At 64.8% G+C, this 12,249-nt stretch carries 13 protein-coding genes; 6 read left to right on the top strand and 7 right to left on the bottom strand.

Annotated features, from left to right (window positions below; all coding sequences use genetic code 11):
• Positions 1-20 precede the first annotated feature (20 nt).
• The 6 genes from flgH (at position 21) to flgL (ending at position 7,502) form a co-directional block, all read left to right on the top strand.
• Positions 21-719, top strand: a complete 699-nt coding sequence (gene flgH, locus HDG32_RS18780) for a flagellar basal body L-ring protein FlgH (protein WP_184069942.1) — start codon at positions 21-23, stop codon at positions 717-719.
• Between the two features lie 2 nt (positions 720-721).
• On the top strand, positions 722-1,891 hold the full coding sequence (locus tag HDG32_RS18775; protein ID WP_311540093.1) for a flagellar basal body P-ring protein FlgI: 1,170 nt from the start codon (positions 722-724) through the stop codon (positions 1,889-1,891).
• 12 nt (positions 1,892-1,903) lie between these two features.
• Positions 1,904-2,908, top strand: a complete 1,005-nt coding sequence (gene flgJ, locus HDG32_RS18770; protein WP_184069749.1) for a flagellar assembly peptidoglycan hydrolase FlgJ — start codon at positions 1,904-1,906, stop codon at positions 2,906-2,908.
• Positions 2,909-3,262: 354 nt separating this feature from the next.
• Positions 3,263-4,036 carry a flagellar brake protein gene (locus HDG32_RS18765; RefSeq protein WP_184069747.1) on the top strand — a complete coding sequence of 258 codons (774 nt, stop codon included), beginning with the start codon at positions 3,263-3,265 and terminating at the stop codon, positions 4,034-4,036.
• Positions 4,037-4,271: 235 nt separating this feature from the next.
• On the top strand, positions 4,272-6,266 hold the full coding sequence (gene flgK / locus HDG32_RS18760; RefSeq protein WP_184069745.1) for a flagellar hook-associated protein FlgK: 1,995 nt from the start codon (positions 4,272-4,274) through the stop codon (positions 6,264-6,266).
• Between the two features lie 9 nt (positions 6,267-6,275).
• Entirely contained in the window at positions 6,276-7,502 is a 1,227-nt protein-coding gene (gene flgL / locus HDG32_RS18755; RefSeq protein ID WP_184069743.1) for a flagellar hook-associated protein FlgL, read from the top strand.
• 67 nt (positions 7,503-7,569) lie between these two features.
• Here the strand turns inward: flgL and fliR are convergent, their stop codons facing one another.
• Genes fliR through fliL form a run of 7 tightly spaced genes read right to left on the bottom strand, consistent with a single transcriptional unit; the run spans position 7,570 to position 12,036 of the window.
• Positions 7,570-8,352, bottom strand: coding sequence for a flagellar biosynthetic protein FliR (gene fliR, locus HDG32_RS18750; protein WP_090802523.1), 783 nt, complete (start codon positions 8,350-8,352; stop codon positions 7,570-7,572).
• Positions 8,353-8,383: 31 nt separating this feature from the next.
• Positions 8,384-8,653 carry a flagellar biosynthesis protein FliQ gene (gene fliQ / locus HDG32_RS18745; RefSeq protein ID WP_090802525.1) on the bottom strand — a complete coding sequence of 90 codons (270 nt, stop codon included), beginning with the start codon at positions 8,651-8,653 and terminating at the stop codon, positions 8,384-8,386.
• 35 nt (positions 8,654-8,688) lie between these two features.
• Positions 8,689-9,498 (bottom strand): flagellar type III secretion system pore protein FliP, encoded by an 810-nt coding sequence (fliP, locus tag HDG32_RS18740; RefSeq protein WP_184069741.1) that lies wholly within the window; start codon positions 9,496-9,498, stop codon positions 8,689-8,691.
• Positions 9,498-10,025 carry a flagellar biosynthetic protein FliO gene (gene fliO / locus HDG32_RS18735; protein WP_184069739.1) on the bottom strand — a complete coding sequence of 176 codons (528 nt, stop codon included), beginning with the start codon at positions 10,023-10,025 and terminating at the stop codon, positions 9,498-9,500. The genes fliP and fliO overlap by 1 nt, the downstream gene beginning before the upstream one ends.
• Positions 10,022-10,486: a flagellar motor switch protein FliN gene (gene fliN / locus HDG32_RS18730; protein ID WP_090802529.1), complete on the bottom strand. Its 465-nt coding sequence runs from the start codon at positions 10,484-10,486 to the stop codon at positions 10,022-10,024. Before fliN ends, fliO begins: the two co-directional genes overlap by 4 nt.
• Complete coding sequence (gene fliM / locus HDG32_RS18725) at positions 10,479-11,477, bottom strand: flagellar motor switch protein FliM (protein ID WP_184051834.1); 999 nt, start codon at positions 11,475-11,477, stop codon at positions 10,479-10,481. Before fliM ends, fliN begins: the two co-directional genes overlap by 8 nt.
• 58 nt (positions 11,478-11,535) lie before the next feature.
• Positions 11,536-12,036, bottom strand: a complete 501-nt coding sequence (fliL, locus tag HDG32_RS18720) for a flagellar basal body-associated protein FliL (RefSeq protein WP_184069737.1) — start codon at positions 12,034-12,036, stop codon at positions 11,536-11,538.
• Positions 12,037-12,249 lie beyond the last annotated feature (213 nt).

The following is a 12,249-nucleotide window of genomic DNA, read 5'->3' as shown; positions in this document are numbered from 1 at the left end:
ATTTAAGGCGGTAAACGATGATGTCGCACTCCACTCGCACTCCGGTTCATTCGCGCACGGCCGAGGCGCTCGTGCAGCTCACGCTGCTCGCCGCGCTCGGCGGCTGCGCCCAACTGCCGAGGGAACCGATCACCCAGCAGCCGATGAGCGCGGTGCCGCCGCTGCCGCCGCAGACGCAGGCGCCGGGCTCGATCTACAACCCGGGCTACGCGGGTCGGCCGCTGTTCGAAGACCAGCGGCCACGCAACGTAGGCGACATCATCACGATCGTGATCTCCGAGAACATCAACGCGACGAAGAACTCGGGCGCGAATGCGAGCCGCGACGGCAGCACGAAGTTCAGCGTGCCGACTTCGGGCTTTCTCAGCGGCCTGTTCGCCAAGACCAACCTGAACGCGACCGGCTCCAACGGCTTTACCGGCACCGGCGGCGCGAACGCGTCGAATACGTTCAACGGCACGATCACGGTGACCGTGACCGGCGTGCAGGCGAACGGCAACCTGGTCGTGAGCGGTGAGAAGCAGATGCTGATCAATCAGGGCAATGAATTCGTGCGCTTTTCCGGTGTCGTGAATCCCAACACGATTTCGAGTCTGAACGCCGTGTACTCGACCCAGGTCGCCGACGCGAAAATCGAATACTCCGCGAAGGGTTACATCAACGAAGCGGAGACCATGGGCTGGCTGCAGCGGTTCTTCCTCAACGTGGCGCCGTGGTGATCATGGGTACCGTCTTCAACACGCTGTCGCGCGCGGGCCGCGCACTGATGTTCGTCGCGCTCGCCTGCGCGGCGCTGCCGGCCGCGACGCCGGCGCACGCGGAGCGCCTGAAGGACCTCGTGCAGATCCAGGGCGTGCGCGACAACCCGCTGATCGGCTACGGCCTCGTGGTCGGCCTCGACGGCACCGGCGACCAGACCACGCAGACGCCGTTTACGACGCAGACGCTCGCGAACATGCTCGCGAACCTAGGCATCTCGATCAACAACCAGGCGGCGGGCTCCAGCAACTCGCAGTCGTCGCTGTCGAACATCCAGCTGAAGAACGTCGCCGCGGTGATGGTGACCGCGGTGCTGCCGCCGTTCGCGCGGCCGGGCGAAGCGATCGACATCACAGTGTCGTCGCTCGGCAATGCGAAAAGCCTGCGCGGTGGCACGCTGCTGCTCACGCCGCTGAAGGGCGCCGACGGCCAGGTGTATGCGCTCGGCCAGGGCAACGTCGCCGTGGGCGGCGCGGGCGCGAGCGCGAACGGCAGCAAGGTGCAGGTCAACCAGCTCGCCGCGGGGCGCATCACCAGCGGCGCGATCGTCGAGCGCTCGGTGCCGACGGCGGTGTCGCAGGCGGGCACCATGCAGCTCGACCTGAACGACATGGACTACGACACCACGCAGCGCGTCGTCGCGGCGATCGACAACGCGTTCGGCAGCGGCACCGCGACCGCGCTCGACGGCCGCACGATCCAGCTGCGCGCGCCGGCCGATCCGCAGCAGCAGGTCTCGTTCATGGCGCAATTGCAGAACCTCGAAGTGCGGCCCGGGCAGGCCGCCGCGAAGGTCATCCTGAACGCCCGCACCGGCTCGATCGTGATGAACCAGATGGTCACGCTGCAGAACTGCGCGGTCGCGCACGGCAATCTGTCGGTCGTGATCAATACGCAGCCGGTGGTGAGCCAACCGGGCGCGTTCTCGAACGGCCGCACGGTGGTCGCGCAGCAGTCGCAGATCCAGATGAAGCAGGACAACGGCTCGCTGAAACTCGTGAACGCCGGTGCGAACCTCGCCGAAGTGGTGAAGGCGCTCAACGCGCTCGGCGCGACGCCCGCGGATCTGATGTCGATCCTGCAGGCCATGAAAGCAGCCGGTGCATTGCGCGCCGACCTTGAAATCATCTAAGGAGCACGCGGGATGAATTCCGATACGACCAATAGTGTCAACTCCGCCAACGATCTGACCAGCCGGTTCGCGCTCGACGTGCAGGGCTTCGGCGCACTCAGCGCGCAGGCGAAGGCCTCGCCGCAAGCCGGCATGAAGATGGCCGCGCAGCAGTTCGACGCCGTGTTCACGCAGATGATGTTGAAGAGCATGCGCGATGCAACGCCGCAGGACGGTCCGTTCGATTCGCACGACACGGCGACGTTCACGTCGATGATGGATCAGCAGATGGCGCAGCAGCTGTCGAAGAAGGGCATCGGCGTCGCCGACGCGATGCTCAAGCAGCTGATGCGCAACCAGGGCATGCAGGTGGGTGGCGCGAGCGGCGCGGGCGCGGCGGGTGGTCTCGCCGGCATGGCCAACGCGCTCGGCGGCGGTAGCGGCGGCGGCGAAGGCCAGAGCGCGGCGCTCAACGCGCTCGCGCGTGCCTACGGCAATGCCCAGGCCAACGGTCAGCTCGGGCTCGGCCGCGCCTACTCGGCCAATAGCGCGCTGACGCCGCCGGTGCGCGGCGACGGCAGCTCCTCGAAGGTCGACGCCTTCGTCGACAAGCTCGCCCTGCCGGCGCAGGCCGCGAGCGCGGCGACCGGCATTCCGGCGCGCTTCATCATCGGTCAGGCCGCGCTCGAATCGGGCTGGGGCAAGAGCGAGATCAAGAAGGCCGACGGCTCGACAAGCCACAACGTGTTCGGCATCAAGGCGGGCAACGACTGGACCGGCAAGACCGTGTCGACGGTCACGACCGAATACGTGAACGGCAAGCCGCAGCGCACGGTCGAGAAATTCCGCGCGTACGACTCGTACGAGGAAGCGATGACCGATTACTCGAGCATGTTGAAGAGCAATCCGCGTTACGCGCAGGTGATCAATTCGTCGCGCGACGTGAACGGTTTTGCGAACGGCATGCAGCGCGCCGGTTATGCAACCGATCCGCATTACGCGAAAAAGCTGCTGTCGATCATGCAGAAAATGGGCTGATTAAAAATAACGCACGCGACAGGCATTAAAGCGGTTTTAAAGGTGTCGGTAAAAGCGGCGATAAAAGCAGCAGAAAAAGCGGCATCGGTAAAAAGCTCCGCAAGGTCCGGGGCGAGCAAGGTCGCGGGAAATAGGGCGGATACGCTTTTAACGTTTGCGTGAAATTTTCCGGCGAATATTTAAATTGAGCCCCTAAATTTTGGCTCGATGCTGCCGCTAACGAGTTAGACCCGATACCGGAATAGCGCTGTAAGGTCCGGTCGAACGCGTGTGTTGCGGCTTTGCATGAAGACCCTCAGAGTCCATGGCTAGGCCCTGGCACGTGCCCGCAAGAACATGCTTACCGGCAAGCCCATGGATATGAACCAGTCGAACGGCCTGATTGACACGAACGGTCAGCCGCACGTCCCGCAAAACGAGAGCGCTTCCGATTTCGGCCGCCGCAATCCGCTGGAAATCGGCGTGCAGCTGCGCAATATCGTCAATCGCGGCGATTTCCTCACCGTCGAATATGCGGGCGGGCAGATCGTCACGCGCCTGCTCGACGTCGACGTGCGCGAGCGCACCTTCACCTTCGATTGGGGCGCGCTCGCCGATCAGAACAAGGGGCTCCTCAACGCGCCGCGCTGCCAGTTCCACGCGTCGCCCGACGGCGTGCGCGTCGAGTTCACGACCCCGACGCCGCGCGAGACGCGCTTCGAGGGAATGCCTGCGTTCGAGGCCGACTTCCCCGAGGTGCTGTTCTACGTGCAGCGCCGCGAGTACTTCCGCGTCGCCGCGCCGATTCTCGACCCGTTCATGTGTACGGGCCGCCTGCCCGAGGGCGACACGTTCCGCTTCGAGGTGCACGACCTGTCGCTTGGCGGCGTCGGGATGCGCACGACCGACCTGCGCGTCGCCGCGCTGCCGATGGGCGCGCGCCTGATGGACTGCGAGCTCACGCTCGGCGCGCTCGGCCGTCTGTCGCTCGATCTGCAGCTCGTGTCGCATCGCTCGCTCGCGCTGCCGAACGGCACGCAGCGCTATCAGCTCGGCTTCCGTTTCCTGTCGCTGCCGGGCAGCGCGGAAAACACGCTGCAGCGGCTGATCACGCAGCTCGAAATGAAGCGCCGCTCGCTGGCGCGCTGAGCGGCGAGCCAACGCGCGGTGCCGTGCGCGCGACGCCCGGCACCGCGCGAACGCTTTGGCCGACGAAGCAAACGTTGCACTCGCGTCGGAGGCAGCAGCGCGGCAACGTCGCGCAAACATCGCGGCGAGCGCAAACGAAGTGGAATGGCCCTCAATTTTTCGCACGGTGGGCCGTTAAAGAGGATGTTCCACTAACGCGGTGGCATGTCTGCGATGCCGCCCTTCAGGATGACGCATGTCCAGCAATCTGTTGAATATCGGCCTTAGCGGACTCAACGCGGCCCAATGGGGTTTGACGACGACTGGTGAGAACATCAGCAACGCGTCGACACCCGGCTATACGATGGAAACCCCGGTGTATTCGGAGACAGGCGGCACGTATACCGGCTCCGGCTACCTGCCGATGGGCGTCTCCACCGACACCGTGACGCGCGCGTACAGCCAGTACCTGACGACCCAGCTGAACAACGCGCAGTCGTCGAGCAGCGCGCTCACCGCGTACAACACGATGATCACCCAGCTCAACAACCTCGTCGGCAGTCCGACCGCCGGGATTGCGAGCGCGATCAGCGGTTACTTCACGGGGCTGCAGAACGTCGCCAACAACGCGTCGAGCGTGTCGGCGCGGCAGACCGCGATCAGCGACGCGCAGACGCTCGCGAACCAGATCAACGCGGCGGGCCAGCAGTACGACCAGTTGCGCTCGAGCGTCAACACGCAGCTGAGCAACTCTGTTGCGCAGATCAACACCTACACCGCGCAGATCGCGTCGCTGAATACGCAGATCACGCAGGCGAGCAACCAGGGCCAGCCGCCGAACCAGCTGCTCGACGCACGCGACCAGGCGGTGTCGAACCTGTCCCAGCTGATCGGCGTGTCGGTCGTGCAGGACAACGGCAGCTATAGCCTGTTCATGTCGAGCGGACAGCCGCTCGTGCTGGCCGGCAACAGCTTCAATCTCGGCACGGCGACTTCGTCGGGTGATCCGAGCGAGCTGTCGGTCCAGTATCTCGGCCAGGCCGGGGCAAAGCCGACACCGACGCCGCAGACGCTGTCCGACACGAGCGTGTCCGGCGGCACGCTGGGCGGACTGCTGCAATTCCGCTCGCAAACGCTCGATCCGGCCGAGGCGCAACTCGGTGCGATCGCGACCAGCTTCGCCGCGCAGGTCAATGCGCAGAACGAACTCGGCCTGACGCTGAACGGCACCGCGGGCGGCGCGCTGTTCACGGTCGGCTCGCCGACCGTGTACGCGAACTCGCAGAACACCGGCAACGCTACGCTCGGCGTCTCGTTCGCCGACGCGACCCAGCCGACCACGGGCGACTACACGCTGTCGTACGACGGCAGCAGCTACACGCTGACCAACAACCAGACCGGCAGCATCGTCGGTTCGGCGGCGAACCTGACCAACCCGATCGGCGGCCTGCAGTTCTCGGTCGCGAGCGGCACGATGAAGGCCGGCGACTCGTTCTCGGTCGAACCGACCCGCGGCGCGCTCGACGGCTTCGCGCTGACCACCACGTCGGCGTCGGCAATCGCGGCCGCGGCGCCGGTGCTCGCGTCGGCGTCGACGTCGAACACCGGCACCGGGACGATCACGCAAGGCACGGTATCTGCCGGCTACAGCGCGCCGACCAGCACCTCGACGATCACTTACACCGCGGGCACCGGCCTGACCGGCTTCCCGGTCGGCACGGTGGTGACAGTCGCCGGCTCGCCGTCCACGCAGTACACGATCAGCTCGGCGACGACCGCGGTGCCATACTCGCCGAGCTCGGGCGCGACGCTGACGATCACCAACCCGAGCAATTCGACGAGCGCGGGCGTGATGAACAACGTGACGGTCACGATCAGCGGCACGCCCGCCAACGGCGACTCGTTCACGATCGGACCGAACACCGGCGCGACCAACGACGGCCGCAACGCGCAACTGCTGTCGAACCTGACTTCGGCGCAGGCGCTCGACGGCGGCACCTCGACGCTGACGGGCGCGTACGCGAGCTACGTCAACAACATCGGCAACCAGACCACGCAGATCCAGACCTCGGCGACCGCGCAAAGCACGCTCGTCACGCAGATCACGTCGGCGCAGCAGTCGGTGTCGGGCGTCAATATCAATGAGGAAGCGGCCAACCTGCTTCAGTACCAGCAGCTCTATCAGGCCAACAGCAAGGTCATCCAGACGGCGCAGACGCTGTTCCAGACTTTGCTTGGCATCTTCTCGTAAGGCGGAACCATGCGAATTTCGACCCAGCAGTACTTCAGCATGAACGTCGCGAACATGAGCAATCAGCAGGCTCAGTTGTCGCAGATCTATCAGGAAATCTCGAGCGGCCAGAGCCTGACCACGCCCGCCGACAATCCGCTCGGCGCCGCGCAGGCCGTGCAGCTCAGCTCGACGGCGTCCGCGCTGTCGCAGTACGCGACGAACCAGAATGCGGCGCTCACGTCGTTGCAGGCCGAGGACTCGACGCTCTCCAACGTCATCACGACGTTGCAAAGCGCGAACACGTTAGGCCTGCGCGCCGGCGACGGCAGTTTGAACGACGCCGACCGCACGGCGATCGCCGCGCAGCTGACCGCCCTGCGCGACCAGCTCGTCACCTCCGCGAATGCGACCGACGGCTCGGGCAATGCGTTGTTCGCCGGTTTCCAGAATTCGACCCAGGCCTTCACGACCGATGCGGCCGGCAACGTCACCTATACGGGCGACACGGGCACGCGCACCGTGCAGGTCACCGGCAGCAACGCGGTCTCGACCGGTGACAATGGGCTGTCGGTGTTCATGAGCGTCGGCGCGACCAACGCGCAGCCGATCGCCTCGGGCGACCCGGCCAATACCGGCAGCGGCGTGATCGGCGCGGTGTCGGTCAAGGATCCGACCAACGCGGGGAACGCGGACTCGTACCAGATCCAGTTCAGCGGCAGCGGCAGCTCGCTCACCTACACGGTCACTGACACGACGACCGGCGTCGCGGGCACGGCGCAGCCGTACACGGCGGGCTCGGACATCACGATCGCGGGCCAGACCGTCGAAATCACAGGCACGCCGGCGGCCAACGACAAATTCACGGTGCAGCCGGCCAACCAGGCGGGCACCAACGTGTTCGCGAACCTGAACGCGATGATCGCCGCGCTCCAGCAGCCGGTGAGCGGCAACCCCGCGGCCTCGGCGACGCTGCAGAACGCGTTGAATACGGGCCTGTCGCAGCTTGGCAACACGCTGAACAACGTCACGGCGGTGCAGGCATCGGTCGGCGGCCGCGAGCAGGAAGTCAAGGCGCTGCAAACGGTTACGGAGACCAACTCACTGCAAACGCAAAGCGATCTCGCGGACCTGACCCAGACCGACATGGTCTCGACGATCAGCAAGTACTCGATGCAGCAGGCGGCCTTGCAGGCTTCGCAGCAAGCGTTCGTGCAGATCCAGAACATGTCGCTGTTCCAGTACATCAACAGCTGATGCCGCTGCGGCGGCGCAATAAAGAAACCGGCGCGAGCCGGTTTTTTTATGTCCGCGATTTTCGGCGTTATCCCAGCGCCGCCGCGACCCGTCCCATCTCATCGATGCCGTTATCGAACAAGCGCACGAAGAACGGGATCATGTTCGGCAGCATCAGCTGCACGAGCAGCAGGCCGACCAGCATCGTCAGCGGAAAGCCGATCTGGAACACGCCGATCTGCGGCGCCGCGCGATTGAGAATGCCGAGCGCGAGGTTCGCGATCAGCAGTGCGACGACGACCGGCAACGCGAGCAGCAGCCCCGCCGAGAAGATCGAGCCGCCCCAGTTCGCGAGCGTCTGCCAACCGTGCGGCGCGAGCAGGTTCGCCGACACCGGCACCGACTGGAACGTCGTCACGAGCGCGGCGATCATCTGCAGATGACCGTCGACGGCGAGAAACACCAGCGTTGCGATCGTCGTCATGTAGCGTGAGATCACGACGCCCGAGCCGGTCGCCTGCTGGTCGAAGAAGGTCGCGAAGCCAAGGCCCATGCCGAGGCCGATGAAGTAGCCGGTCGCGTCGATCGCCTGGAACACGACCTGCATCGTCACGCCGAGCGCGATGCCGATCAGGAACTGGTTGACGAGAATCCACACGCCGGCCGCGGAAAACACGGTGACCTGCGGCAGCGCGCCGATCGTCGGGGCGACGATGATCGTCGCGAACGCGGCGAGACCGATTTTCACGCGCGAGGGCAGCGACATGTTGCCGAGCACCGGCGCGGTCGCGATCAGCGCGGCGATGCGCGCGAACGGCCACAGGAACGCGGTCAGCCAGACGTTCAGTTGCGCGTAGGTGACCGTGAACATGGAGTGGGGAGGGCAGACGTGCCAGCGGCGCTCAGTTGACGAGCGTCGGAATGCTGGTGATCGTGTGGCGCAGATAGTCGAGCATCGTGGTCAGCATCCATGGTCCGGCGATCACGAGCGTGAGCGCGATCGCGAGCAGCTTCGGGATGAACGACAGCGTGCTTTCGTTGATCTGCGTGGCAGCCTGGAACAGGCTCACGACCAGACCGACGACGAGCGCGACGAGCAGCAGCGGGGCGGCCAGCACGAGGCCGACGTACATGGCCTGGTGGGCCAGCGTCATGACTGCTTCGGGTGTCATCGTGAGTGCCTGAGGAACAAGGAGTCGAAAAAATATCAGACGAAGCTCTGCGCGAGCGAGCCGAGCAGCAACTGCCAGCCGTCGACGAGCACGAACAGCATCAGCTTGAACGGCAGCGAAATCGTCGCCGGCGACACCATCATCATGCCCATCGACATCAGCACGCTCGCGACCACCATGTCGATGATCAGGAACGGAATGAAGATCGTGAAGCCGATCGTGAAGCCGGTCTTCAACTCGCTCGTCACGAACGACGGCACCAGCAGCGACAGCGGCACGTCTTCGGGCCCCTGCATCGGCGCCGCGTGCGAGATGCGCGCGAACAGCGCAAGGTCGCTTTCCCGGGTCTGACGCAGCATGAAGGTCTTGAACGGCGCGACGCCGCGCGCCACCGCCTGATCCATCGACATCGTGCCTTCGGAGAACGGCTTGTAACCTTCGTTATAGGCTTTATCGAGCACCGGCGACATCACGAACAGCGTCAGAAACAGCGCGAGACCGACGACCACCTGGTTCGGCGGCGTCGTAGTCGTGCCGAGCGCCTGGCGCAGCAGCGACAACACGATCACGATGCGCGTGAAGCTCGTCATCATCAGCACCATCGCGGGCAGGAACGACAGCATCGTGAGCAGCAGCATCGTCTGCACGCTCAGCGAGTAGGTCGTGCCGCCGTTGGGGCCGGGGCTCGTCGTGAACGCCGGCAGGCCGGCGGTTTGCGCGAAAGACAGCGTCGGCAGCGCGAACAGCAGTGCCGGCAGCGCGAGTTGAAGCGCTGCGGGGAGCGCCCGCCCCGCACGGCGCGTAAGCGTGAAGAACCAGGCTGACTGCCTGAAACTGACCTGCATTACCGATCCCCGCCGCGGTGCGCGTTGAAACGTTTGCCCACTTCGCCTTTCAGGGCGTCGCGAAAGCGTTGACCAAAAGTGCCGGAAAGCGGTGCAGGCGAAGCGGCAACCGTATCGGCCGCGACGGAACCCGCCGGCATCGTATGCAGCAGCCGCACGTTGCCGGGCGCGGCGCCGAGCACGAGCCACGTATCGCCGATCTCGACGACCGCGACGCGTTCCTTGCCACCGAGCGAAGCGCCGCCGACCGTCTTCACGAGGCCGCCGCGCTGGCCCGGTTGCAGGCCGAAGCGTCGCGCGAGCCACGCGCAGCCGAACACGAGGCCGATCACGACCGCGAGCCCGACGAAGGTTTGCAGGACCGCGCCGACGCCGAGCGCCGGCACCGCGCTACCCGCGCCGACACCGGAGGCGATCTTCGCGGCGTTGTTGACCGCGTTCATGTCGGCGGCGTGCGCGACGGTGGACGCGACGGTGGACGCGAAAAGCGACGCGAGCAGCACGCCGCGACCTGCCAAACGTTTCATCGATTGAGTTTCCGGATGCGTTCGGACGGCGTGATGATGTCGGTCAGCCGGATACCGAACTTGTCGTTGACGACCACCACCTCGCCCTGCGCGATCAGGCAGCCGTTGACGAGCACGTCCATCGGCTCACCGGCCATGCCGTCGAGTTCGACGACCGAGCCCTGCGCGAGCTGCAGCAGATTACGGATCGCGATCTTGGTGCGGCCGAGTTCGACCGTCATCTGGACGGGAATGTCCAGGATCATGTCGATGTCGTTGTGCGTCGAGGTCGGCGCGGCCTTCGACAGCGGCTGGAACACGGCGCCCGCGGCCGGGTTGATTTCGTCGTTGCCGTTCTGCTCGGCGAGCGCGCTTGCCCAGTCGGCCATCGCCGCGTCGTCTTCCACGGCGGACAGCTCGCCGGCGGCGAGTTGCTCGGCTGCCGCGAGATCGGTCTCGGGCTTTGCGTTCAGGTCACTCATATCCACCTTCCTTCATCGTGTCGGCTGCGCTGATCATCTTCTGGACCCGCAACGCGTACTGACCATTGAAAATTCCGTAGCCGCATTCCATCACCGGCACGCCGTCTACTTTCGCGGTGATGTGCTCGGGGATGTTGATCGGCAGAACATCGCCTTTGCGCATGTTCAGGATCTGTTCGAACGTGACCGGCACCTGCGCGAGATCGGCGCTAAGCTGCACTTCGGCGGCCTGCACCTGCTGCGACAGCACGCGCACCCAGCGTCGGTCGACGTCCATCGCCTCGCCCTGGATCGGCGACGAGAGAATGTCGCGGATCGGCTCGATCATCGAGTAGGGCATGCAGATGTGCAGCGTGCCGCCCGTCGAGCCGAACTCGATCGAGAACTGCGTGACGATGACGATTTCGTTCGGCGTCGCGACGTTGGCGAACTGCGTATGCATTTCCGAGCGCACGTATTCGAACTGCAGCGGGCGCACGCTCTTCCATGACGCCGCGTAGTGCTCGAACGTCAGATTGAGCAGCTTCGTGATGATGCGCTGCTCGGTCTGCGTGAAATCGCGTCCTTCGACGCGCGTATGGAAACGGCCGTCGCCGCCGAACAGGTTGTCGACCACGAAGAACACGAGGTTCGGATCGAACACGAACAGCGACGTGCCGCGCAGCGGCTTCACGTGGACCAGGTTCAGGTTGGTCGGGATCGGCAGGTTGCGCGTGAACTCGCTGTACTTCTGCACCTTCACCGGGCCGACGGAAATTTCCGCCGAGCGCCGCATGAAGTTGAAAATGCCGACGCGCAACAGGCGCGCGAAGCGGTCGTTGATGATTTCGAGGCCCGGCATCCGGCCACGGACGATACGTTCCTGCGTCGCGATGTTGTACGGCCGCACGCCCGTGCGGTCGTGTTGCTCGGATTCCGTGTCGGATTCGCCGGTGACGCCCTTCAGAAGGGCATCGACCTCCTCCTGGGACATGAACTCTTCGTGGCCCATTGCTTATTCCTCGTGCGTCCCTTGGCGATTGATGATGGCAGCGCTTGACAACGTCACGTCACTGCACGACGAATTCGGTGAACAGCACGTCCTGCACGCGGATTGGTGCGACGCTCTTGTCGGTCGGCTCGGTGATCAGCGTCTTCAGCTCTTCGGCGAGCGCGCGCTTGCCTTCGAGCGGCGCGAGTTCTTCGGGGTGCTTGTTCGACAGGGCGAGCAGGATGCGGCTGCGCACTTCCGGCATGTGATCGGTGAGCGCCTGCTGGGTGGCGGCATCGCCGAGCTTGAGCGTGAGGCCGATGCGCAGGAAGTGTGGCTGGCCGTCGTCCGATTGCAGGTTGACGGTCATCGATTCGAGCGGGAAGAACAGCGGCACGGCGGATTGCGCCGGCGCGGCTTCGGCCGATACGGCGACGGGTGCGCGCTTCGACATGAAGAACCACACGCCGGCACCGGCAGCGCCCGCGGCGATCAGCGCAATGAGGACGATCAGGATGATGCGCTTCATGGGGCCCGGCGAGGCGGGCGCGGCTTGTTGCGGGGCGGTCGTGGTTGCCATTTGGTTTGCCAGCTTGTTGCTGGCCTAGTAAGGGTTAGGGTGATTGTTGTTGATTTGCCTGCGGCGCTATGGGTCGAAAAGAAGGGCTATTTCTGGCTATTTCTCGTTGTTCTGGCTTTGTTGGCCTTTCCTTGCTGACTTATCGGTCTATTAGCGTTGCCCCTGTGCGGGGCGGCACCTACTTTCTTTGCTGCTGCAAAGAAAGTAGGCAAA

This window comes from Paraburkholderia sp. CI2, from assembly GCF_014201055.1.
Taxonomy (GTDB): domain Bacteria; phylum Pseudomonadota; class Gammaproteobacteria; order Burkholderiales; family Burkholderiaceae; genus Paraburkholderia; species Paraburkholderia tuberum.
The sequence above is the reverse complement of the archived record's forward strand: the minus strand, read 5'-3'. Positions and strand labels throughout refer to the sequence as shown.